The 24514-nt window shown below is 63.3% G+C and carries 19 protein-coding genes; 10 read left to right on the top strand and 9 right to left on the bottom strand.

Annotated elements, in window-relative coordinates:
- Positions 1-34 precede the first annotated feature (34 nt).
- The 5 genes from D9V28_RS07515 to D9V28_RS07495 form a co-directional block, all read right to left on the bottom strand.
- Positions 35-1003, bottom strand: a complete 969-nt coding sequence (locus D9V28_RS07515; protein WP_121659123.1) for a carbohydrate ABC transporter permease — start codon at positions 1001-1003, stop codon at positions 35-37.
- Complete coding sequence (locus tag D9V28_RS07510; protein WP_121659122.1) at positions 1000-1986, bottom strand: carbohydrate ABC transporter permease; 987 nt, start codon at positions 1984-1986, stop codon at positions 1000-1002. Before D9V28_RS07510 ends, D9V28_RS07515 begins: the two co-directional genes overlap by 4 nt.
- A gap of 236 nt (positions 1987-2222) precedes the next feature.
- The gene (locus tag D9V28_RS07505; protein WP_229727911.1) at positions 2223-5147 is read right to left on the bottom strand and encodes a helix-turn-helix transcriptional regulator; all 2925 of its coding nucleotides are present in this window, start codon (positions 5145-5147) and stop codon (positions 2223-2225) included.
- A gap of 248 nt (positions 5148-5395) precedes the next feature.
- Positions 5396-5722 carry a hypothetical protein gene (locus D9V28_RS07500; RefSeq protein ID WP_121659120.1) on the bottom strand — a complete coding sequence of 109 codons (327 nt, stop codon included), beginning with the start codon at positions 5720-5722 and terminating at the stop codon, positions 5396-5398.
- A gap of 114 nt (positions 5723-5836) precedes the next feature.
- On the bottom strand, positions 5837-7423 hold the full coding sequence (locus tag D9V28_RS07495) for a DUF7059 domain-containing protein (protein WP_121659119.1): 1587 nt from the start codon (positions 7421-7423) through the stop codon (positions 5837-5839).
- 100 nt (positions 7424-7523) lie between these two features.
- On the opposite strand from D9V28_RS07495, the gene D9V28_RS07490 reads away from it, so the two are divergent.
- From D9V28_RS07490 to D9V28_RS07480, 3 genes are all read left to right on the top strand, one after another.
- Positions 7524-7895, top strand: coding sequence for a YccF domain-containing protein (locus tag D9V28_RS07490; protein ID WP_121659118.1), 372 nt, complete (start codon positions 7524-7526; stop codon positions 7893-7895).
- A 46-nt stretch (positions 7896-7941) separates the two neighbouring features.
- Complete coding sequence (gene zapE, locus D9V28_RS07485; RefSeq protein WP_229727922.1) at positions 7942-8967, top strand: cell division protein ZapE; 1026 nt, start codon at positions 7942-7944, stop codon at positions 8965-8967.
- 117 nt (positions 8968-9084) lie between these two features.
- Positions 9085-11232 carry a RecQ family ATP-dependent DNA helicase gene (locus tag D9V28_RS07480; protein ID WP_121659117.1) on the top strand — a complete coding sequence of 716 codons (2148 nt, stop codon included), beginning with the start codon at positions 9085-9087 and terminating at the stop codon, positions 11230-11232.
- Here the strand turns inward: D9V28_RS07480 and D9V28_RS07475 are convergent.
- Both D9V28_RS07475 and D9V28_RS07470 read right to left on the bottom strand, forming a co-directional pair.
- Positions 11210-11755: an 8-oxo-dGTP diphosphatase gene (locus D9V28_RS07475; protein WP_121659116.1), complete on the bottom strand. Its 546-nt coding sequence runs from the start codon at positions 11753-11755 to the stop codon at positions 11210-11212. The two genes, D9V28_RS07480 and D9V28_RS07475, sit on opposite strands and share 23 nt — an antisense overlap.
- 52 nt (positions 11756-11807) lie before the next feature.
- Positions 11808-12188, bottom strand: coding sequence for a TraR/DksA family transcriptional regulator (locus tag D9V28_RS07470; RefSeq protein WP_121659115.1), 381 nt, complete (start codon positions 12186-12188; stop codon positions 11808-11810).
- Positions 12189-12314: 126 nt separating this feature from the next.
- Here D9V28_RS07470 and D9V28_RS07465 point away from each other — a divergent pair, with 126 nt between their 5' ends.
- The 7 genes from D9V28_RS07465 (at position 12315) to D9V28_RS07430 (ending at position 20799) form a co-directional block, all read left to right on the top strand.
- Positions 12315-12668, top strand: a complete 354-nt coding sequence (locus D9V28_RS07465) for a hypothetical protein (RefSeq protein ID WP_121659114.1) — start codon at positions 12315-12317, stop codon at positions 12666-12668.
- Positions 12669-13125: 457 nt separating this feature from the next.
- Positions 13126-15276, top strand: coding sequence for a DUF6049 family protein (locus D9V28_RS07455; protein WP_121659112.1), 2151 nt, complete (start codon positions 13126-13128; stop codon positions 15274-15276).
- The gene (gene murJ / locus D9V28_RS07450; RefSeq protein ID WP_121659111.1) at positions 15269-16897 is read left to right on the top strand and encodes a murein biosynthesis integral membrane protein MurJ; all 1629 of its coding nucleotides are present in this window, start codon (positions 15269-15271) and stop codon (positions 16895-16897) included. The genes D9V28_RS07455 and murJ overlap by 8 nt, the downstream gene beginning before the upstream one ends.
- A gap of 113 nt (positions 16898-17010) precedes the next feature.
- A complete protein-coding gene (trxB, locus tag D9V28_RS07445) occupies positions 17011-17985 on the top strand; it encodes a thioredoxin-disulfide reductase (RefSeq protein ID WP_121659110.1) in 975 nt (324 codons plus the stop codon).
- A gap of 26 nt (positions 17986-18011) precedes the next feature.
- Positions 18012-18335 (top strand): thioredoxin, encoded by a 324-nt coding sequence (trxA, locus tag D9V28_RS07440; protein ID WP_121659109.1) that lies wholly within the window; start codon positions 18012-18014, stop codon positions 18333-18335.
- Between the two features lie 140 nt (positions 18336-18475).
- Positions 18476-19798: an aminotransferase-like domain-containing protein gene (locus D9V28_RS07435; protein WP_121659108.1), complete on the top strand. Its 1323-nt coding sequence runs from the start codon at positions 18476-18478 to the stop codon at positions 19796-19798.
- 47 nt (positions 19799-19845) lie between these two features.
- Complete coding sequence (locus D9V28_RS07430) at positions 19846-20799, top strand: D-alanine--D-alanine ligase family protein (protein WP_121659107.1); 954 nt, start codon at positions 19846-19848, stop codon at positions 20797-20799.
- 84 nt (positions 20800-20883) lie between these two features.
- On the opposite strand, the gene D9V28_RS07425 is transcribed toward D9V28_RS07430, so the two are convergent.
- The gene (locus tag D9V28_RS07425; protein WP_121659106.1) at positions 20884-21846 is read right to left on the bottom strand and encodes a ParB/RepB/Spo0J family partition protein; all 963 of its coding nucleotides are present in this window, start codon (positions 21844-21846) and stop codon (positions 20884-20886) included.
- Positions 21846-22766: a ParA family protein gene (locus D9V28_RS07420; RefSeq protein WP_183086496.1), complete on the bottom strand. Its 921-nt coding sequence runs from the start codon at positions 22764-22766 to the stop codon at positions 21846-21848. Before D9V28_RS07420 ends, D9V28_RS07425 begins: the two co-directional genes overlap by 1 nt.
- Between the last annotated feature and the right edge of the window lie 1748 nt (positions 22767-24514).

Here is a 24514-nt window from a genome sequence, read left to right as displayed (position 1 = left end):
GGGTTGCCCGTTCTTCTATGTGTCTGCGCCTGTCCTAGCCTTTTCGACCCTGAGTGGCCACTCCCTCGATGAAGTACCTCTGCCCAAAGGCGAAGATCAGCAGCATGGGAAGCGTGATGATCAGTGACGCGACCATGACGTATTGGTAGTCACCCTGTCCGCCAGCCGTTGGGCTGTACTTGGTCATCACGTACGCGATTCCCAACGGGGCAGTGAAGCCCTCAACCGAACCGGCATTCAGGTAGATCAGTGATGCCTGCAGGTTGTTCCAGCTGGCCTGGAACTCGAAAACGAACACGATGATGAACGACGGCACCGACAGTGGCATAGCAATGCGGCGGAACAGTCCCCAGTAGCTGCAACCGTCGATTCGTGCTGCCTCAAACAGTTCGCGGGGAAGGCCGAGGAAGAACTGCCTCTGCAGGAAGATGTAGAACGCCGAGCCGAAGAGGTTCGCACCCCACAGCGGAACCCATGTTCCGATCAGGCCCAGTTCCTTCCAGATCAGGTACTGCGGAATCATCGTCACCGCACCGGGCAGCATCATGGTCGCCAGAACCAGCGCAAAGAGAATGTTGCGCCCCGGGAACTTGAAGTAGGCGAAACCGAACGCGACAACCGAACTCGAGATCGCCACGGCAAACGCGGCGAGCAGCGCGATGGAGATGCTGTTGAACATCCAGCTGACCAGCGGAAGCTGGTCCCACACCGCGACATAGTTCTCGGGAGCCCAGGTCTTGGGAATCAGGGCGTTGTCGAAAACCTGTCCGCGGGGTTTGAGGCTGGCCGCGAGCAACCAGACAAACGGGTAGATGAACAGAAGCGCGAATCCGATGAGCGTGATCCAGAGCACCACCTTGCCCAAAACGCTCTTGGGTTTGTACCAGCGATCGACCTTCGGGCTCTTCCCTCTTCCTTTCCCGTTCCCGGGAACAACTGTGTTCTCACCGATCACCTGCCCGGTGAGCTTGATCGCGTCCGGAGACGACTGAGTGACGCTCATCTGTTGTCATCTCCCTCGTAGTACACAAATCGGTTTCCGAACTTCATCTGGATGAAGGTGATGAGCATGATGATCATGAACAGCAACCAGGCCATCGCAGCGGCGAATCCGAAGTCGAACTGCCGGAATGCCTGTTGGAACAGGTAGACCGCGTAGAACAGGGAGGACTCAGGCGACGCGTTCGACTGGTCACGCCAGAACAGGAGATAGGCCTGGTCGAACACCTGGAACGCCGCGATGGTCAACACGATCACGTTGAAGAAAATCGCGCCGGAGATCATCGGAACCGTGATGGCAAAAAACTGCCGAACGGGTCCCGCTCCATCAAGCGACGCAACCTCGTAGAGGTCGCGAGGAACGTTTTTCAGGGCGGCCAAAAAAATCACCATCGTCCCGCTAACCGTCCACAGGGTCATCAGCACGATTGAGGGCTTCACCCAGGCCGGGTCAACAAGCCACTGCGGCCCCTCAATGCCGATCGCCGAAAGTCCCTTGTTGATGGCACCCGAGTTGCCATTCAAAAGCAGAAGAAAGACGGATGCCGTAGCGACGGTTGGCGTCATTTTCGGCAGGTAATAAAAGGTACGGAAGAAGCCGGCGCCCCTGCCGACGCGAGCGAGGAGCATGGCGAGAAAGAGCGCAAACGCGATCTCGAGGGGAACGGCCATTAGCGCGTACACGAGCGTGTTTCCGAGTGCGAGCCCCACCTTCGGATCTTCGAAGAGCTGCGCATAGTTCGCGAAGCCGACAGGTGTCGCCGTGTTGGCGGCGAGGTTGTAGTCGCTGAACGAGATCACGAGGCTGTAGATCATCGCACCGAGGGTGAAGACCAGAAAGCCGATGACCCACGGTGCGATAAAGAGGTATCCCGCGATGGCCTCTCGGCGGTTGTACTTTCGCTTCCGCACCCGCGGCTGAGTAGCGGGGCTCGTCTTGTCGCCGTCCGGACGGCCGCCGTCGGTGCGGCCGAGCACGCTGGTCATGTCGATGTCCCGATCGGAGCCCGAGCCTTGTTGGTTTCCATGCTCATCCCCTTTGTCAGGTTCAGCACGAAGCTGAATGGTGGCACCGTTGCCACACCGGGACTCTAGAAGCGAACGGAAAAGTCGGCAACCGCTTCTAGAAGCAGAAGAATCGGTCTATCATGCTCTGATTCCGCTGACACTGCTCGGCGCCGTCACGAGACCTCCGTCACCGACGTCGAACCGTCGGAGAAATGTCACACCGCTTCGCGAGCGAGGAACGCGGCCTCGGTCCGGCTGGACGCGCCGAGCTTCCGCAGGATGGCCGAAACGTGAACGCTCGCCGTCTTGGCGCTGATGAAAAGCCGCTCGCCGATCTGGCGGTTGGTCAGCCCCTGCCCGATCAGGTCGAGCACTTGCCGTTCTCGAGCCGTGAGTTCTGTGGCATCCGCTGTTCGTCGTGCAGGAGTGGAATGAAGCGAGAGTCCGGCGCGGCTGGCCAACGCGGTGGCCTGGGCAGACACGAGACCTGCACCGAGCGCATCAGCCCTTCGGATCGCGTCACGTAAGGCATCGGCTGCGCCGTTTCGATCGCCAACCGCGACTCGTGCCTGACCGAGTCGATACGCCGCGTATGCAGGAAGGTGGGCCTGTGCCAGAGGGTCTGACGCAACGATGTCGACAACGCGTTGCCAGGCATCGGGGTCATCGCCCGTGCCGTGCTGGCCCGCAAGCTCGGCATCGACGATCGCTGCCCAGAGAGGCGCGGTCGGCCACCAGCTCACTTCATCGAGGAGGGCGCACAACCGTTCTTCGGCACCGGCAGGTGCCTCGCCTGACGCTCGGAGTGCGGCAAGTGTTCTCGCAGCTGTTGCCAGCAGTGGCAACTCGTAGCCCGGGACCGGTCGGTGGTCCGCATCGAACAGTACGGACAGCTCATTCCACGCCTCAGCGGGTTCACCACGAGCGAGCAGCAACTCAGCGGCCACCCGCGGAGTGCCGAGCTTCACCTGCATTTCGACCTCTCCGAGTTCGCGCATGGATGTCCGAACACTGCGCCACAGGCGAGCGGCGGCACCTGTATCCCCCCGCCAGGTCAGGAGGAAAATACGCGCCCGATTGAGGTAGGCGTTGAATGTCGGCGAGGGGAGAAGCCGAATGGCACTGTCGATGAATGAATCCGCTCGATCCCACTGCCCCAGGGCGATGAGGGGGTCGACGGCGTTCGATTTGAGGATGATGCCCGAACTGCGCTCGACACCGAGTTCGCGTGCCCGCTGGATGCCCAATTGGGCGATACCAAGCGCCTCGGCGTAGTGCCCGAGGAGGTATTCGGCGTCTGACGCGTTCACCCGGTACCTCAACCGGGCACTCGTGTCGTTCTCGGAAAGGACTCGAGCGTCGTCGAGGTGTGCGCGTCCCTCGGTAATGAGGCCGGAGTTGATCTCGCTCGATCCGAGAACGTTCGACGCGATCGACGCGTGGCGATCGGAGCCAGCCTGGTGCGCCTCGGCGAGCGCCTCCTGCGCGCTCTCAATGGATTCCTTGAAGTGCGCACCGAGCATGAGTCGACTGGCGAGGGCGGTGAGCAGCCCCGACCGGAGCTCTCCGGCGCTCATGGTGGAACCGGCGAGGCCCGACGTTCCGGCATAACCAGAGGACCCGGCTGGAACAAGCTCAAGGGCTTCCCGCAGCAGCGGGATCGAGCCGGGTCTGCCGACATTACCCAGGTACAGGGCCTTGTCGCGCAGCAGACGCGCGTACCGAAGGCCCTCGTCACGCGGACAGTCCGCGAGTGCGCGGTCGATGACGGCGAGGGAACGCTTGCCCTCACCCGCATTTCGAAGAGCGGATGCCGTCTGCGCCAGAAGGTCGATTTTCTTGCGTGACGCGATGATTTCAGCGTCAGGAACAGAGTCCCACAGCTCGAGCGCACGCTCACCCATTTGCGCGGCCGTTCCGTAGGCGTAGCTCGCGCGTGCCTCGGTCATCGCTGCGAGCGCCGCCGGGAATGCCCGGCCAACGTCGTGCGCGGCGAGCCAGTGATAGGCCACCTCGGTGGCGACCCGGCGTTCACCCGGCATGGCCTCGAGCGCTTGGGCAAAACGACTGTGGAACCGGGCACGCTCACCTGGCAGCAGATCGGTGAGAATCGCCTCCCGCACGAGTGCGTGCCGGAAAGCGTAACTCCGGTCATCGGCCACGAGGATGTTGGCGAGCACGGCCTCGCGGGCCGCAGTCTCGAGTGCGTCAGGATCGCCGGAAAACACCTCGGAGAGGAGCGAGTGGTCGACCCGGACACCGCCGGCCGAAATGAGCCGCAACAGGTGCTGTGCTTCATCGCTCAGGCGCTCGTAGCGCGCGAGCAGAAGTTCACGGACGGTCCAGGGCAGTTCGCCCTCACAAGTTGATTTGAAAACAACTAGTTCCTCGACAAAGAAGGGCACACCCTCGCTGCGGGCGTAGACGCTGTCAAACGCCTCATCATCCGGGGCGGAACCGAGGATCTCGACCACCTGACGTCGCGCCTCCGACCGAGTGAGCCGTCGCAGCTCGACCCGCGTGACGCTGCGGCTGCGATCCAGTTCCGAGAGGAGAATGCGCAGCGGGTGACCGCGCGACACATCCTCGGTGCGAAAGCTCAGCACAACAAGAATTCGGCCTGAGCCAAGCACGCGCAGGAGAAACCGGAGGAGATCGAGAGTGCCCTCGTCTGCCCAGTGCAGGTCTTCGAGGACAACAACGAGCGGGTTCTGTCGCGACACCGTTTCCAGAACCGTCGCAACCGTGTCGTGCACGCGGTTGAGGCGGCCACTACCGGAATCGGCGGCGCGCGGCGCAAGTTCGGGCATCAGCGCGGTGAGCGCCTCGGCACCGGGTCCCCCAGCCTCAAGTACTGCATCGGCACCGAGGGCAGCGACCAGCCCCCGCATGACACTCTGGATCGGCGAGTATGGGGCGGCAACAGCGCCGAGGTCGACGCACTGGCCGGTGAGGACGAGGGCCTCCCCTGACGCGAAATCCCGAAACTCCTCAAGCAGGCGCGTCTTCCCGATACCGGCCTCACCCGAGACCACGACACCCTGCGGTCGCCCCTCGAGAGTAAGGGCGAAAATCTCGCGCAGCAGATCGAGCTCGGACTCCCGCCCGATCATGGCGGGACTCGATGCCGGTGACTTCACCCCATCATCGTGCCACGGCACTCCAACGCGCGTCGAGGAGAGTCCGTCCGCCCGCAGAGAAACGGGCCGTGACGCCGACGGTTCCACGGCTCGCTTTCTCAGCCTCGCCTCAGCCAGCTTCGCCTTGATTGCACGTGTCTCTGGCAGCCCTGTCTCTGCTCGACCTGCCTCTGCCCGACCTGTCTTAGTCAGACCTGCCTCTGCCCGCCCTGCCTCTGCGCGACCTGTCTTAGTCAGACCTGCCTCTGTCACAGACGCCGGCGGACCGTCGGGGACGAAGGCATCTGCTGTTCTTCTTCCCTCGACGCCGCTGCGGCTGCCATGGTCTGCGGCACGTACGGCTCAAACCCGGGCGCAGGCGCCATCTCAACGTCGGGGCGCGTCCACTCGGGTGTCTCGGCATCGGCCTCCTCACGGAAGAAGAACCGGGCGAAGCGAGACAGTTTTGTGCCGTTTTCGAATCGAGACTCAGCGGCTCGCTCGTTCGACACTCGACGCTGCTCGAGTTCACGAGAGAGCCGCTCCTCGGTGTAACGCAGGAGAAGTTCGCTTCCGTAGTCGCCTGAGATGATCATGATTCCTCCTGAGTGTTCCGATGGTTTCATCGTGTCCTCTAAGGAGGGGTCCTGGTATCGGGCGAATACCCTATCTTTGCCGCCGTGGGTGCCTCAGCGGTAAGAGAGTGGCCCTTAGTCGGCGGGGAGGAGGAACCCGTCGGAGAGGAGATCCCGAATGCGCGGCGTCAGCTCGGCCAGCAGTTCAGGGAAATCGACGTCGAGCAATTGCGCGATCGCAGCGACCACCGCCCCAACCGAGAGGTCACCGTCGCTCGCTCCGACGAGAGCCGAGAGCGCCGTCTCCATCCGCACCGTGCGGCCGAAACCGCCGCCCTGCCGGAGCATCATGGCCGTCGGGTGTTCGGCGCCTGGCCAGTAGTGGCGCTCTTCGGTCACGTCTGGCGCGACGGTGAGGTGAGCAGAGGCCAGTTCGGCATCTGTGCGTGCCGCCTGCCAGTCGTGTGCGCCGAGGACGGACGCGAGGTGCAGGCCGAGGCCAGCTTCGTTCGAGCCGAGAGAACCGTGTAGCCGCTCAAGCCGGCGCAGTGTCGGGGAGCCGGCCAGTGGCATCCGTAGTGTGACGTATCCGAAACCGACCTCTGTCACGCGCCTCGCCTCGAAATCGTCAAGCCAGGCCGCGTACAGCCGGTCGAACTCGGGCGTGCCGGGTTTGGTGCCGCCGTCGCGGATCCAGGTTTCGGCGTACTGTGCTGCGCTCTGGGTGTCGCGTTCGATGATCCACGCGTCGAGACCGGTGCCGTCGATCCAACCGCCGACACGACGGAACGCGTCCTGACCGACCCGGTACTCCCAGTTGCCGAGCATCTGGGCGACCCCACCTGGGTGAAGGTGGGCTGCTGCGCCCCGCAGCACCGCCTCGACGAGAGCGTCTCCCTCCATGCCGCCGTCGCGATACTCGTACGCCGGAACGCCTTCGGCACGCGGCGTGATGACGAACGGGGGATTGGACACGATCTGGTCAAACCGCTCTCCATGAACCGGCTCGAACAGGCTGCCGTGCCGGAACTCGATGTTCGAAATGGAGTTGAGCTGCGCGTTGAGGGCGGCGAGCTCAAGCGCACGCGTCGAAATGTCCGTGGCGACCACCCTGGTGGCGTGCCGTGCCGCGTGCAGAGCCTGAATGCCGCACCCGGTGCCGAGGTCGAGCACGCTGCCGACCGGCGTCTGCATCATCAGGCCGCTGAGCGTGATCGAGGCGCCACCGACGCCGAGCACGTGTTCCTCGCCAAGCGGTCCGCCGAGCGCGAGTTCGCCGAGGTCCGAGACAATCCACCAGCTGCCGGCACCGTGGCCGTCGACGAAACTGTACGGGCGCAGGTCGAGCAGCGGCCGCACCTCGCCGCCTTCCAGCTCGACGAGACCGAGCTCGATCGCGCCTTCGACGGTCAGGGCGGGCAGCGCGGCTGCCAGGTCGTCGCGGGGAACAGCGAGTCCGAGCACAAACAGTGTCGCGAGGGTGGCGGGTGCCTCCGGCCCTTTCGCCTGCCGCCTAACGGTGAGAGCGCGCAACGCTGGCACCCGCTCGTTGCGGTGCAGGGCCGCATCGGCCTCGGCTCCCCAGAGTTCGGTGAGGGTGGTCACCGAAAAGGCGGCGTCGTCGAGGTCTGATCGGAGGGAATGCACGAGCTCAGGAGTCACCGCACCAGTCTGACACCGGTGTGGCCGAGCCGATAACTCAGCCGAATTCGACCCGGTCATGCCCACAGTGCGGGCAAAACCGCCTGCCGACCGCAAGATTGGCTGAATTGTGCGCACTCATACCCCGGCACCGCAGCGTCGGTGCGAGACTGGGCGCATCATGCGAACACTGTTGAACATCATCTGGGTCGTGCTGTCCGGGTTCTGGCTGTTCCTCGGCTACATGCTCGCCGCAGCAATCATGTGCCTGCTCATCGTCACGATCCCGTGGGGCATCGCCGCAGCGCGAATCGGCCTGTACGCACTCTGGCCATTCGGCAAGGAGGTCGTCGATCGCCCGACGGCCGGTCTCGGGTCGGCTCTCGGCAACGTGATCTGGCTGCTGCTGGCCGGATGGTGGATCGCCCTCGAGCACATCGTCAGCGGTGTGCTGCTCTGCGTCACCATCATCGGCATCCCGTTCGGCTGGGCCAACTTCAAAATGGTGCCAGTCGCACTGCTGCCGCTCGGCAAACAGATCGTCGACTCCTGAAGTCGGCCCCCCAAGGCTGGTTGCTGCGAACGCTATGGAGATGCGAGTGACAAGCACGCTGTTCAGCATCGTCGAGAACGAGGCCGCTGATCGCGGATACATCCTCGACGGTGAGCAACGCGCCCTGCTGAACCGTCTCGCACAGTTGGACGCAGCCCTCACGGGAAGCACGCGCCGCTCGGCACCCCCGCGAAGCCTCTATATCTACGGCGACGCCGGCCGGGGCAAATCATGGCTCGCGGATTCCTTCTACTCGGCGCTCCCGCTGCGGCGAAAGACCCGGGTGCACTTCCACGGGTTCTTCGACGAACTGCATCGCAGCATCCACAAGCACCGAGATGAACACGACGCAGTGACGCGCGCGATCGACGAGGTGACGAAGAACAGTCAACTGATCTTCTTCGACGAGCTGCACGTGCACGACTCCGGCGATGCTCGATTACTCACGCGCCTCCTTGACCACGTATTCAGTCGTGGGCTGACGGTGCTGGCAACGTCCAACTACGCGCCTGACGATCTGCTGCCGAACCCGATCTGGCACCACACCTTCGAGCCCGGCATCGCGCTCATCAAAACTCAGATGGACAGGTGGCACCTGAACGGCCCAACCGATTACCGGACTGTCACGCGCGACCACAGCCGCGGCTTCGCCGCCGGCACCTGGTCGGCCGTCTTGGATGGCGGCACCGTGGGCGCGCCAACCACTTTGACCCTGCTTGGGCGGACGTTTGTCGTTATGTCAGCCACGAACGGCGAGCTGGTCGCGACGTTCGAGCAACTCTGCGGTACCGCTACCTCGACCGTGGAATACCTCGCATGGGCGCACGCTTTCCCGCGATGGGTCATCACAGACATTCCGCGCTTTGATGATGCAGATCGTGAGTCCCAGCAGCGTTTCATCAACCTCGTCGACGTGCTGGTTGACGCGGACGTGACCGTCTCATTCACGTCGACCCTCGAACTGTCTGACTTCCTCGTCCTGGCGTCGGCTCGACCCGACGCCTTCCGAATGTCCAGCCGCCTCCGGCTTCTGCGGAGCACGACCGCGTCGGAAGTCGCCCCGGAAATCTGAACGTTCCGGAACAGGCTCTTCATCGGACAACGTCTGCTGTGATGACGGCACCCACAAACCATCGGTTCAGCGGTGGTGGCGAAGCGATCTGTCAGCGGTAGCTGAGAAGCTGGGGGAATGACGAACACCCGCGCTGACGCGCTCGAGATTCTCCGAACACTCGTCGGCGCACCAGAGGCCGATTTTCACGAGGGCCAGTTCGAGGCGATCGCGACCCTCGTTGATGAACGGCGTCGCGCTCTCGTCGTGCAGCGCACCGGCTGGGGCAAGTCCGCGGTGTATTTCGTGGCGACCCTCCTGCTTCGCCGACAGGGCGCTGGTCCGACGCTGCTCGTCTCCCCGCTGCTCGCACTCATGCGCGACCAGGTCGAGGCTGCGGCTCGTGCCGGTGTTCGCGCCGTCGCCATCAACTCGGCGAACCCGCACGAGTGGGGAGATGTGCTGGGCAAACTCGAACGCGACGAGGTCGATGTTCTGCTGGTGTCGCCCGAGCGCCTCAATAACCCTCGGTTCCGTGACGAGCAACTGCCGAGCCTCGTGAAGCGCACCGGCCTCCTGGTTGTCGACGAGGCACACTGCATCTCCGACTGGGGGCACGACTTCCGTCCCGACTACCGTCGCCTGCGTGACCTCATCGCCGAGATGCCCACAGGCGTTCCCGTGCTCGCAACGACCGCCACGGCGAACTCGCGCGTGGTGACCGACGTCGCCGAGCAGCTCGAGTCAGCCGGCCACACCGAGGTCGTGACGATCCGCGGGCCGCTCGCTCGAGCATCCCTTCGCCTTGGCGTCCTCCGCCTGCCAGACGCCGGTGCCCGATTGGCCTGGTTGCTCACCCACCTGGGCGATCTGCCTGGCTCCGGCATCATCTACGCGCTCACGGTTTCCGCCGCAGACGACACCGCCCGACTGCTGCGCGAGGCCGGTCACGAAGTGCAGGCATACACCGGTCGAACGGATGCCGGCGATCGCGAAGGCCTGGAGCAAGCGCTCAAAAACAACTCGGTTAAGGCACTCGTCGCGACGAGCGCACTTGGAATGGGATTCGACAAACCAGACCTCGGGTTTGTGATCCACCTCGGCGCACCGTCGTCACCCGTTGCGTACTACCAGCAGGTCGGACGAGCGGGCCGAGCCGCGATGATCGACGGCAGACGCGCGAGCGCCGACGTGCTGTTGCTGCCCGGCGACGAAGACGAAGCGATCTGGCAGTACTTCGCCACCTCGTCGATGCCGGATGAGGCCCGGGCGACGGCCGTCCTCGATGAACTCGCTTTCAACGGTGCCCCTCTGTCAACACCGGCGCTCGAGGCGCGGGTCAACCTCAAGCGCAGCCCCCTCGAGCTGCTGCTCAAGGTGCTCGACGTCGACGGAGCTGTTCAGAGGGTGGCCGGCGGGTGGATCGCCACCGGGCAGCCGTGGGTGTACGACGCCGAACGCTACGCCCGCATTGCGGCGGCGCGGATCGCCGAGCAGAACTCCATGCTTGAGTACGAGCGAACAACAGCATGCCGGATGGAGTTTCTCCAACGGGCCCTCGACGATGCGACGGCGGTTCCATGCGGTCGATGCGACAACTGTGCGGCCGCAGCGGGCCAGCCGGCCTGGTACCCGACAGATATTCGGCAGGAGGCGACGGGCCAGGCATCGCAGTCGCTCAATCGGGTCGGGGTTGTGCTCGAACCGCGAGCCCAGTGGCCCACGGGTGCCGACCAGCTCGGTGTTCCCGTGAAGGGCAAGATCGCGCCCTCCGACCGGGTTGAGCCGGGGCGTGCCCTTGCCCGGCTCACCGACCTGGGCTGGGGCGGCACTCTCCGCAACCTGTTTGCGGCAGGTGCGCCAGATGCTCCGGCGAGTCCAGCGCTGATCGACGCGTGCATTCGAGTGCTCGCGCAATGGGACTGGGACGAACGGCCAGCTGCCGTGGTGGCGATGCCGTCTCGACGCCGCCCGCAGCTCGTCGACTCGGTGGCACGTGCACTGTCTGACGTGGGACGGTTGCCATACCTGGGCGCACTTGAACTCCGAAACGGCGGACCATCCGGGGAACCGGGCGGCAACAGTGCCTACCGACTCTCGAGTGTGTGGGACCGTTTTGAGGCCGCACCCGAGTTGGTAACCGCTCTTCAGAGTTACACGGGGCGTCCTGTGTTGCTCGTTGACGACCTGGCCGACAGCCGGTGGACGATCACGGTCGCTGGCCGCGTGCTTCGCTCCGCCGGAGCATCCGCCGTTCTTCCGTTCACACTCGCGATTCAGGCCTGACGGAGCTGATCTCGAGGGCGTCGCCGTCGGAGTCGACGACCGTGGCGAGGTCGGGGCCGAATACAAATCGACGTGCGATGAAGTCTCCCGCACCGGGGGCCGCCAGAGCGCCAGGGAGCCAGAACCTGGCGTCGTCCCACATTCGGTCAAACGGGATCGCGTTGACGGGCACCCAGTCGAGCAGCAGTTCGTCAGACTCCACGATGTCGCCGTGAAAGCTCCGTATGGCGAAGACCCACGAGATCTGGCTCCACGCTTCGCGATGCGGAAACTCGTATCGAATGCGACCAAGGGGGATCAGGTCCTCCTCGTGGATGCGAAGGCCGGATTCCTCGAGCACCTCACGCACGGCGGCCTGTTCGGGCGTTTCACCCGGCTCGAGTTTGCCGCCCGGTCCGACCAGCCTGCCCGAGCCGAGACCCTTCTTCTTCTCACCGAGAAGTACGCGGTAACCGGCATCGGGGGTTTCGCTGAGGATGTAGCAAACACAGACCTCTGGAAGCGCTCTGAGGTTCTCGGTCATACCGAGAGGGTACGCGTCGATCCAGCCATGAGCGACTCGGGAGGCCGTAACCCTATCTGCCGGTTTCCGCCAGGCGGGCACACTCGATGCACAGCTCGGCCACCGGCCGGGCCTCAAGCCGCGCCCGTGCGATCGGCTGGCCGCAGCGTGAGCAAAATCCGTAACTGCGGTCGGCGATCCGTCCGAGCGCCTTGTCGATCTCCTTCAGCTGGCGGACGGCGTCATCCTGCAAACCGGTCAACCGGGACCACTCAGTGGTGAGCGTCGGACCCTCCGGGTCGTGCTCGTCGTCCTGTTCACCGTCTCGAGCCTCGCGCACCTCGGCGAGTGACGAGGCAACGTGCGCCTGTTGCGCCACGAGCTCCGCTCGTTGGGCATCGAGGATCCCGTGGAAGTGCCGCAGCGTGCTGCTGGCGAGCGGTTTCTGTTCCATGGCTCATGGTTGCACGACAACACCGCTTTACCGGCGAATTTCGCTTCTGGCTTTCCTCATGTCGTCCGAGAAAATCCTCGCGTACGCTTTAACCCGGCACGACGCGCAGATCGGAAGGAGGCGGGAATGACCATGGCAAAAATGGACCTCGCCGAGCTGCGCCGCTACGCCCGATACGAACTCGACGTGCTGATCGAGCATCGCTGTCGCGCAGGTGAAGACCCATACGACTTCATCCACGACCTCCCGACGGTTGATGAACTCGTCGTATTCGAACTTCGGGCCGATGCGCTCGATGCCCGCGGAATGACAGCGCAGTACGCCATGGCAAAGCACGCGGCCCGAAGTGCCCTGCCTGATGCGGCAGTGCATCGCGAGAACATAGCGAAACTGGAATATGACCTGCTGAGAGGCATTGCGCTTGAGCATCCCGACCTCACGCGCACGGTCTGGACTCTGCTCGGCACCGTCGCCGACTAGTCACGAGGGTCGGCTGTCGAGCCAACCCCCGCCTTCCGCTATCAACCGCTCTTTGCGAGAGCGTCTCCAGCCGTGCACCTCACGTTCCCGGTAGAACGCTGCGTCAATGCGGTCGAACCACTCGACATAGACCAACTCGACCGGCCTGCGCCAGGCGGTACGCGTTCGACCGCTCCCGCATTCGTCTCCCAAGTGGTGGGACAGATCCCACGCGGTACCCGTGATGATCGCGCCATCCGTGCAGCGAAGCATGTACATGTATGGCATGGAATCAGCGTGCCCGCGCCGCAACCGGTTGAAGGGGTTAGCGGCAGAACTGTGCGGAACGTGCCCGGGAGGCGGGGCTGTGCAGGGCCTCGATCCGCGATTCCCCGCGTGCTGAAAGCATCCCCTCAGCGTCCACCCATAGAATCGGATCGATGCCGGCAGGTGATTCCTTCTGCGCCGGCGAACGCCTATGACCCAGAATCGACTGCCACTGACCCTCCGTGCGCTTCTCGCCACCGCGGTCGGTTTGCTGTCCCTTGGGACTGTGCCAGCAGCATCCGCTCTGGAAAATCAGACCACAGCAGTGCCCGTCGTCGCGTCAAAGGCGGACCCGCTCGATGACGTTTCTGTCTCGATTCGGCAGTCAGCCAGCTTCCTCGGCGCCGGGGCCTCCATGGCCATGACGGTGACCGTTGAAAACCTGACGGAATCGTTTGTTCCCGAGGGAACACTCGCGATCCAGACGGATGATCGACCGATCACCTCCCGCGCCGACCTCGGCGAGTGGTTCGACCTTGCCACCACGTCGAAAACCGACCACACAGTGGCCGCTGTACCGGTTCCTGCACTTGATCCCGGTGCGAGCTACACGCTCACTCCGATCGAAGTCACCGCCGAGTCGCTTGGGTTGCCCGCCACCGGGGGCACCTATCCGCTCGACGCGATCTTCACGAGCGCCGAGACAGTGATCGAATCCCGGGACACCGTCGTGTACAGCCCAGACGCCTCGGCGACACCCCTGGGAATCGCCGTGGTGATGCCGATCACCGCCCCAGTTGGGACCTCTGGTCTGCTTTCGGCCGAAGCACTCGAGATCTACACCTCGCCAACCGGAGTGCTCACGAAGCAGCTCGACGGGGTTCTTGACCGACCCGTCGCACTCGGAATCGACCCCATGCTGATTGCGTCGATCCGTGCACTCGGCGACGCTGCACCTGCCTCAGCGATCGGCTGGCTTGACCGGTTATCGCGGGCGACCAACGAGACCTTCCCGCTCCAGTTCGCTGACGCCGACCCGTCGGTGCAGTCTCAGGCCGGCATTCCCGCTCTCCTGAGCCCGACGTCGCTGCTCTACGGCCTCAACCCTGACAACTTCGTCGGTGAGGCCGATGCCGCCGACGGCACGCCAGGGGAGGAGCCGACACCCGGCGAAAGCCCGTCGCCGTCACCGACCCCGGGAACCAACGAACCAACGCTGCCGACCCTGGCCGAGCTCACTGCGTGGGAATACACAACGAGTGGGGTTGTCTGGCCGACCGACGACACGGTGATGGCGACGGATCTTCCCGTGTTTGCGGCATCTGGCGCCACCTCGACCATCGTGTCGTCGAACAATGTCGCGTTCTCCGAGCCCTACACGTCTGGTGCTGCGGCGAACGTTGGCGACGCGGCTCTTATTGTGTCGGATGCCGCGGCATCCGACGCTCTGCGAGCTGCGGTCACAGCGATCAGCGCAGACGCCCAGCAAAACGCGCTCGCTGATCTCGCCGCACAGCTCATGGTGGTTGGGTCTGAGCGCGGTGCGCCCCAGCGGGACCTCGTCCTCACGCTCGACCGGGGATGGCCGCCGACCGCCGCCCGGCTGAGCGAGGCACTGTCCGCCCTCGCGACACTTCCGGGCGTCGTCAGCACCTCGCTCAGCGCGGCGTCGACAGCCGTCCCGAGTGCCGTGACGATCATCGATAGGGCGCAGGACGCCGCGCGTACATCGACGGCGACCCGGCTGAGCGCCCGCGAGGCCGAACTCACCAGCTTCGCGACAGTGCTCGATGACCCCACACTCCTCACCGGTCGCGAACGGGCTGAAATTCTCGCCCTGCTGGCAACCTCGTGGCGCGACGACACCGAGGACTGGACGAAGGCCGTCGTCGACCACGACAAACAGACGACGAACACCCTGGCCTCGGTCTCGATCACGGCGACCACCCAGATCAACATGGTGAGCAACCAGACCTCCCTGCCCTTCTCCGTCCGCAACGACTTCAACCTGCCGGTCACCGTTGTGCTTCAGGCCTCAACCTCGAGCCTCAAACTGAGCGTCGACTCCGCAGTCACCCAGACCATCCCCGCCAATTCCCGAGAGACGGTGCGTGTTCCCGTTCAGGCCCGGCTGGGCAACGGCGACGTTTCCGTCCGAGTGCAGCTGTATTCGCCCCAGAACGTAATGGTCGGCGGCAGTGTGCAGGTCCCGGTCAGCGTGCGCGCCGACTGGGAAGGCATCGGGGCAACGCTCATCGTCGCACTCATCGCGGCCCTGTTCCTCGGTGGCCTCATCCGTACAATCCGCAAGCGCCGACTTTCCAAAGTCGAGCCGTCACCCGCCGAAAGCGTGAATGACTAAGACAACAGACGGCGCCGGTATCGGCCGCGCCAGCTTCTTCCTCGCATCGGGAACCATGGTGTCCCGCCTTCTCGGTTTCGTGAAGGCGATGCTCCTTGCCACCACCATCGGCCTGGTCGGGTCGCGAAGCGCTGACGCGTTCGGCGTGGCCAACCAGCTCCCGAACACGCTTTACGTCATCATCGCCGGCGGTGTGCTGAGTGCTGTGCTCGTCCCGTCGATCGTGCGGAGCATCGTCCACGCCGACGGCGGCAAGGCGTACATCAACAAGCTGCTGACGATCACCTTCGTTGTGCTCATCATCGCGACAGTCGCGGCCGTTGTACTCGCCCCTGTGCTGGTGCACATGTACTCGCTCCGCCTGGATTCTGATGCCCGCGCCCTGGCCGTCGCGTTCGCCTACTGGTGCCTGCCCCAGATCTTCTTCTACGGGCTCTACACGGTGCTCGGTGAGATCCTCAACGCACACAAGCTATTCGGGCCGTTCACCTGGTCACCGGTGATCAACAACATAGTTTCGATGGCCGGTCTCGTGGTTTTCATCGTGCTCTTCGGTGCCGACCCCAACGGCACTCGACTTGTCACCGAGTGGACACCGAACATGGTCACCCTGCTCGGTGGGACCGCAACAGTCGGCGTGGCCGCGCAGGCGATCGTCCTGTTCTTCTTCTGGCGACGAATCGGCCTCCGCTATCGCCCCGACTTCGCCTGGCGCGGCGTGGGACTCCGCGCGACAGGCAAGCTCGCCGGCTGGTCGTTCGCCATGCTCGGCGTCACCACCATCGGCGGACTGATTCAAACCAACGTCGCCCTTATCGGTTCGGGGTACGGTCCCGGCCCTGCGACCCTGCAGAACGCCTGGCTCATCTACATGCTGCCGCATTCCGTCATCACGCTCTCCGTCGCGACGGCCTACTTCACACGCCTGTCTGAGCACGTCCGCGAGGATCGAATTGAAGATTTGAAGACGGATGTCTCGGCTGCGGTTCGCCAGATCACCCTTCTTATCGTGCTGGCGACGTCCGTACTTCTCGTTGTGGCGTTCCCTTTCGCCAGTCTGTTCACCGGTCGCTTCGCTGACACCGCCGCAATGGCTTTCGTTCTCATGGGATACCTCATCAGCCTGGTTCCCTTCGCCGTGCTCTTCGTCTTCCAGCGCACCTTCTACGCCCTCGGGGACACCCGCACGCCGTTCTTCTTCACTCTCGTGCAGACCGCCGTCTATGTGGGCCTGGCCCTGGCCTGCGCCCAACTGCCGAAGCAGTTCATCGGCATCGGTCTTGCCGTCTCCATGTCGATTTCGATAGTCGTGCAGATGGTGACTGCAGGCATCCTGCTTCGAAAGCGGATCAGGGGCCTCGAGATGGCACGGATCATCCGCAGCCTCACCATCTACACGGTTGCGGCAATTCCGGCTGTGCTCGCCGGCGTCGTTCTGCTCTTTGTTCTCGGTGGATACACCGACGGCTGGGCGCTGAGCTCGGTCGTCTCCGCGGTGCTCACCATGGCACTCATCGGTGTCGTCATGCTCGTGCTGTACCTGGGCGCCCTCGCGGCCATGCGATCCGAGGAGCTCAGAGCCGCCATGGCTCCGGTCACCCGACGCCTGCGCCGCCGCTAGTCCCCGCACAGCGAACCGACTCACAGGCCCCTCTCAGCCCGTCCGGGGGCTCTGGAATACCGCCCAACTAAGATGTGTTGGACTGGTCGAGCGAACTTTTGAGGAGCAATACCGTGCGCAATGTCATCATCATCGGGTCTGGACCTGCCGGATATACAGCGGCGATTTACGCGGCTCGGGCCAACATGAACCCGCTGCTCCTCGCGTCGAGCGTCGAGGCTGGCGGTGAACTGATGAACACCACAGAGGTCGAGAACTACCCGGGATTCCCCGAGGGCATCCAGGGCCCCGAGCTCATGAGCAAGTTCCAGGAGCAGGCAGAGCGCTTCGGCACCGAGGTCATTTTGGATGACGTCACCGAAGTATCCCTTGATGGCGACGTGAAGACCATCAAGACCGGTTATTCCGGCGACTTCGAGGCGTCCAGCGTCATCGTGGCCACCGGCAGCGCCTACCGCAAGCTCGGTCTCGCCGATGAAGAGCGCCTCTCGGGTCGCGGTATCTCCTGGTGTGCAACCTGCGACGGGTTCTTCTTCAAGGAAAAGACCATCGCCGTTGTTGGCGGTGGCGACTCCGCGATGGAAGAGGCCACGTTCCTCACCAAATTCGCGTCGAAGGTCTATGTCATCCACCGCAAGGACACCCTGCGCGCGTCCAAGATCATGCAGGAGCGCGCGTTCGCCAACGAGAAGATTGAGTTTGTCTGGAACTCAGAGGTCGTCGGCATCTCCGGTGAGAACGCCGTCAACGGCGTGACCCTGCGCAACACGGTCGATGGCACCGAAAGCCACCTCGAGCTCGGCGGACTGTTCGTCGCGATCGGCAACGACCCACGCACCCACCTGTTCCACGGCCAGCTCGAGCTCACCTCGGACGGAACCATTGCTGTCGACGGTCGCTCGTCCCGAACGAACCTCCCAGGTGTCTTCGCCGCTGGCGACGTCATCGACCCGAGCTACCGGCAGGCCATCACCGCGGCCGCGTCCGGAACCGTTGCCGCCCTTGACGCCGAGCACTACCTGGCGAGTCTCGAGCAGGAAGCGCACCACAATCCCGAAATTGCGTCCGCTGTCGCGGCATCCGTTTAATTTTCATCTATCCACAAGGAGTAACAATGTCAGCACGTGCAGTATCTGAGAGTACTTTCGACGCCGAGGTTCTGAAGAGCGAGAAGCCCGTTCTCGTCGACTTCTGGGCTGAGTGGTGTGGCCCCTGCCGCATGGTTTCGCCGATCCTCGACCAGATCGCGTCGGAGAACGCCGACAAGCTCGACATCGTCAAGGTGAACGTTGACGAGAACCCCCAGCTCGCCATGGACTACCAGATCACGTCGATCCCCGCACTCAAGGTGTTCAAGGGCGGCGAGGTCGCGCAGACCATCATCGGCGCCAAGCCGAAAGCTGCTCTCGAGAACGATCTGGCCGCCTTCCTGGCGTAGCCGGACCCGCTTTCCCTCGACCCGTCCGGCACTCGCCGGGCGGGTTTTGTGGTTCAACGACAGCACGCAGGCCACTTTCGGTCGATTGGCATCCCCGCGAGGCGGCTAACATCGATGAAAGACCAGGAACGGAACGAACAGTGTCAGAACTCGGCTCTCGCCACTCATCCGGAAACAACCTTGACCCGTGGTACGGCGCGTATGCCGCCCGCACGGCCGGGTTGGCCGCCAGCGAGGTTCGGGCCCTGTTCGCCGTTGCGAGTCGCCCTGAGGTCGTTTCACTCGCCGGTGGAATGCCATTCGTCTCCGCCCTGCCTGAAGACCTGGTGACGGATGCCATGGGCCGCGTCATGCGGGAACAGGGACCTGTCGCTCTTCAGTACGGCTCAGGACAAGGCGTCGAGAAGTTGCGTGAGCAGACCCTCGAGGTGATGGCGCTCGAGGGAATTCAGGGAAGCGCCTCAGACGTCGTCATCACGACGGGCAGCCAGCACGCGCTCGAGCTGTTCAGCAAGCTCTTCATCGACCCGGGTGACGTCGTGCTCGCTGAGGGTCCGAGCTACGTCACAGCCATGGTGATCTTCAAGAGCTATCAGGCCGAGGTCGACCACGTCCCCATGGACGAGAACGGACTCATCCCCGAGGCGCTGCGCGAGCACATTGCCCGCCTCAAGGCCGCGGGCAAGCGGATCAAGTTCCTCTACACGATTCCGACCTTTCACAACCCTGCCGGCGTGACCCTGAGCGAGGCCCGCCGCAGCGAGATCCTCGAGATCGCACGGGAAAACGACATCCTCGTGCTCGAGGACAACCCCTACGGCCTGCTCTACTTCGACCAGAAGCCGCCTGCCGCGCTGCGCTCGCTCGAGTCTGACGGTGTCGTCTACCTCGGCACATTCTCCAAAACCCTTGCGCCGGGCTTCCGGGTGGGCTGGGCACTGGCCCCGCACGCCATCCGCGAGAAGCTCATCCTGGCTAACGAAGCCGCGATCCTGTGCCCATCGTCGTTCAGCCAGCTCGTCATCTCGCAGTATCTGGACCAGGCCGACTGGAAGGGCCAGATCAACACGTTCCGCGGCGTGTACAAGGAGCGCAAAGAGACGATGCTCTCCGCTCTGGGGGAGTACCTGCCTGAGCTCACCTGGACGAACCCCACCGGTGGGTTCTACGTCTGGTTGACACTGCCGGAACAACTGGACTCGAAGGCGATGCTGCCTCGGGCTGTCAAGGAACTGGTTGCATACACACCGGGAACGGCGTTCTACGCCGACGGAGACGGCCGCCGTAACATTCGCCTCTCGTTCTGCTACCCGACCCCTGAGAACATCCGTGTGGGAATCCGACGCCTTTCAACGGTCATCAACGGCGAACTCGACCTGCTGAACACCTTCGCGGGAACCGGTCGCCTGACCGGCGCAAAGTCTCGCGGAAACTTCGCGGGCCCCCCGCCAAACCTGTCCTGAGCACTGCGCCGCTGCCGCTCGTCCAGACCGAAAGAAAAGGCCTGATCATGACTGATTTCAAGAAGCTCGACATCGTTGTGCTCTCCGGGGGAATTTCCCACGAGCGCGACGTGTCCCTGCGTTCAGGGCGGCGAGTGGCCGAAGAACTGCAGGCGGCCGGACACACTGTCACCATGCGTGACCCTGACGCGCAGTTGTTGCCAACGCTCACCGAGAAGGCCCCCGACGTGATCTGGCCCGCTCTTCACGGTGCAAGTGGTGAGGATGGAGCGCTCCAGGCGCTATTGCGTGCCCGTGGCATCCGCTATGTTGGTTCGCATTCCGACGGAGCCGGTCTCGCCTGGTTCAAGCCGACAGCCAAAGCACTGGTTTCACGTGCCGGAATCGCAACGCCGGAGTGGCTCGCACTGCCAAACGGCACATTTCGCGAGCTGGGCGCCAACGGAGTGCTGGACGAGGTCGTGCATGGCATCGGTGCTGCCGCGGTCGTGAAGCCCGCACAGGGCGGCTCTGCGCAGGGTGTGACGATCGTGACAGACGTTGCGGACCTGCCCCGCGCAATGGTGGACGCGTATACCTACTCGGATGTCGCTCTGATCGAGAAGAAGATCGAAGGAACCGAACTCGCGATCACCGTGATGGACTCAGGACACGGGCCGGTCGCGTTGCCCGCCGTCGAGATTGAGCCGCTGTCGGGTGTCTACAGCTTTGAGGCGCGGTACAACGCGGGGGAGACGACGTTTTACGCTCCCGCTCGAGTCTCTGAAGAGATCGCTGAACGCGCCGGAGCCACTGCCGTTGAAGTGCACAAGTTGCTCGGGCTCCGCCACCTCTCGCGCATCGACCTGATCGTCGACCAGGACGGCGTTGTGTGGTTCCTCGAGGCGAACATGCTTCCTGGCCTCACAGAGACCTCGCTGGTGCCGCAGGCCATCCAGGCTGCCGGCCTGACGCTTGCGTCGGCATACAGCGCCCTGGCTTTGGCCGCAGCTTCGGAGTAACCCAGCCGCAGCCGCGGAACAGCACTGGCCGCAGCCGCGGAACAGCACTGGCCGCAGCCGGGGGATCCGGGCTGGGGGTTGCTGTTATGCGCCGTAGGCGGGCTCGCCGATCTCTGCGAGGATCCGATTGAGGTCACCGAGGGTCGCGAATTCGATCGTGACCTGGCCTTTTCTCGCTCCGAGAGCGACCTTGACCCGGGTGTTGAGGCGATCTCCGAGGCGGTCCGCGACCTCCTCGAGGTGGGCGTGCCGCGTTCCGGAAACCGGTTTGGCCTTCTTGGGTGCCTGCCCCTGGATTTGAGCTGCTGCGGCCTCAGCCGCGCGCACCGAGAGGTCCTCGTTCACAATCTTGTCGGCCAGTTTCAGCATCAGCTCGGGCTCTACCAGCGAGAGAATGGCACGAGCGTGGCCTGCGGTCAGCACGCCCGCTGCCACACGCGCCTGAATCGCCTCCGGCAGTTTCAACAGGCGGATCGTGTTCGTGATTTGTGGCCGTGACCGGCCAATTTTCAACGCGAGCTCGTCCTGAGTGATACCAAAGTCAGCCAAAAGCTGCTGGTAGGCGGACGCTTCTTCCAGCGGGTTCAGATCTGCGCGGTGGAGGTTCTCGAGGAGCGCATCGCGCAGCATGTCCTCGTTGGCGGTGTCCTTTACCACAGCCGGGATGGTGGCAAGACCGACTTCCTTTGATGCACGCAGTCGACGTTCGCCCATGATGAGCTCGTACTTGCCACGGCGCTTCTGGTGGGGGCGGACAACAATCGGCTGAAGGACGCCGACCTCGCGGATGCTATGAACCAGCTCAGCCAGATCGGCTGCGTCAAAGTTCGTTCGCGGCTGCACAGCATTGGGGATAATGTCGGCCGGGTTCAGATTTACCAGCCGTGCGCCCGGTACCGTGATCAGGCCGTCGTCTTCTTTCGTGCGCTCAGGGTTGCTCTGTGGAAAGAAGACGTCGACCGGTCGACCGTTGTCGGTCATTTCCTGCGTTGTCGTCGGAATAAGGGATCCGATTCCGCGGCCAAGGCCCGTTCTCTTCACAGCCATTAGCGTGTTGCTCCTTCAGTCATTAGTTCAGTTGTGTTCTCTTCCGCGGTCTGGGCTAGCGCTTCTTCGCGTTGCGCCTCTCGGGATGCAATCTCGGTAGCTGCTTCGAGGTACGACACAGCCCCCACGCCGCTGGGGTCATGACTAATGACGCTCTGACCGAAGCTGGGTGCTTCCGAAATGCGGACTGCGCGCGGGATGATCGTTGCGAGAACTTCCGCCGGGAAGTGGGCACGCACGTCGTCAGCGACCTGGTGAGCGAGGTTGGTCCGGCCGTCGAACATCGTCAGCAGGATCGTGCTTACCCTCAGCGGGGGATTCAGGTGCTTTTGAATCATCCGAATACTGTTCAGTAGCTGACTGAGCCCTTCGAGAGCGTAGTACTCAGCCTGAATCGGGATCAAGACTTCCCTCGCAGCGACGAAAGCGTTGATGGTGAGAAGCCCGAGCGACGGTGGGCAGTCAATGAAGACGTAGTGGAATGGCTCGTCAGCTTCGCGGACGAACTGTTCAAGTGCTGTGCGAAGGCGGTGCTCACGGGCAACCTGCGAAACCAGCTCAATCTCAGCGCCAGCCAGGTGAATGGTCGACGGGGCGCAGAACAGTGTGTCGAACTCGGGGCTCTGCTGCACCACGTCCGCGAGCGGAAAATCATCGATCAGGACGTCGTAAATGCTTGGGATCTCGGCGTGGTGATCGACACCGAGCGCTGTTGACGCGTTCCCCTGGGGGTCCAGATCGATAACGAGGACTCGCGCACCCAACTTGGCGAGGGACGCCGCGACGTTCACGGTGGTCGTGGTTTTACCGACGCCGCCTTTTTGGTTCGATACGGTGAAGATCCGCGTCTTTCCGGGCAAAGGCACGGTTATTTCAGCGAGATTCTTGCGACGGTGTGTGAGATCCAGGATCTCGCGCATGAGCGGCGACGAGTCGTCTGCGGCGGGCGATTGAGTCACCGACTCTCCTTCTGTGTGGGGATGTTTCACGTGAAACGTGGGTCGTCCGGTCGTACTACCCAACCGTACCCGACCGACCCCGAGTCCTCGGCTCATGCAGGCGCCTGTCGCGCATTACTCAGCCCCACCCAACGGAATGCGGGCGTTCCCTGATCGTCTTGAGCAGGCAAACCCGAGGGGCACAGGCGAATCCGCGGTCATGTTTCACGTGAAACCTCCCCACCGATGGAGCGCGCCGCCTGGCTCCTATGCAGAGGCGCGGGCAAAGCGCCCGACCTTGGCTGATGCGGTTTGCGCTCGACGGCCGACGGTAAGGCCGCCCGTTGTTTCACGTGAAACTGCGACTACGCACCTCAGATCGATGGAGCTTGCGCATCTTCGATCGGCTCGATTCAGGTGGCACGGTCGAATAGAAACTACGGGGGGTCGAAGGTGACCTCGCCCCCTGTGATCACCTGCCGCCCTCCGGGAACGTAGTACCACCGCTTCGTGAACCTGTTTCACCGGCGCGAGTTGCTCACCGCACGGTCCTGAGGCTCAGAATAACGAAGCCGGATTGACCAAGATCTCGCCGCAGGGAAAGCACCGTTGACTGGCGACCTTCTGAATGGAAGTCCGCGTCCCCGGCTGTGTTCGGTCAAAATGCAGCCTCGCCTGTCTCGAATCCGCTTTTTCGCCGGTGAAACCGTCCGTTTGCGGCGTGAGGCGATGTTGGGTTTCCGCCTTAGGATCGCTCTCACAGGGCTGAACCGGTCGATTTCGTCCGAGGACTTGATGCGGACTTCACGAAGTTCACACCACCACCGCCCCGGAAACAGTCACCGCGGCTCCTCAGCCTGATCATTGCGCGTTTCACGTGAAACATATAACCGGTCTGGTCAATCTATGGAACCGTTGCCGACCGCAGACCGTCCTCAAAACCTCCGTCGCGCTACGCGGCGAAAGTGTCGTGTGCGCCACCGCTTGGGTTTGCACCCTAATGACCGCGGGGCTGTCGAGGTTTCATCCGTCACACCCAAACAGGCTCTCTGGCGCCGCCGATCCGCTCTGTTTCACGTGAAACACCGACGGCGAGTGTGAGTCAAAGAAGCGTCTGAAGCGATGGACTGTCACGCCACAAGATCACGGGTGGGCCGAACAAAGACCCCGCGGCGCGTGAGGGACAGAAGCCCAAGCGCCACTCAGGGGAGTGTCGAGTCTAATTCAAGGTCCGACCGCCCAGGCGCCCGCGCCAAAACGGGCTGAACCGAGTCGCACGAAGTCCAAATCCTGCTACGCCTCATCAACGGCGGGAATGAACCGCGCCAACCACTATCACGACCCACACGTTGCGCGCCGCAGCGAGGCCCGCAGAACATCACAGGTTCGGCGCGATAGATATCAGCCAGGATGCATAGTTGGGTCTACCAGGTTGACTGACGCCGACGGCAGGTTGGCGCCATATGGGAACGTACGCACGATTAGCGGCCGATGTTCAAACCATTTACGACAACTTTCGACCCGAATTTCGCTCGGTGGAAGTCGCCGCCGCGAGCTTAGGATCGCTCTCACAGAGCTGAAACAGCCAGCTCCCAGGCGACATGAGCGCTTTGGACATCAGTACGGCACATTTTCGATCGCACATTTTCGATCGTATCTGTGGTTGATGGCGTGACTAGAACACGAGATCACGGTCTTGTGCGGTGAGGGGGAGGAGGTTTAGGTGGACA

The organism is Mycetocola zhadangensis (assembly GCF_003668565.1).
Classification (GTDB): Bacteria; Actinomycetota; Actinomycetes; order Actinomycetales; family Microbacteriaceae; genus Mycetocola_A; species Mycetocola_A zhadangensis.
This window is presented reverse-complemented; position numbering and strand designations above follow the sequence as displayed.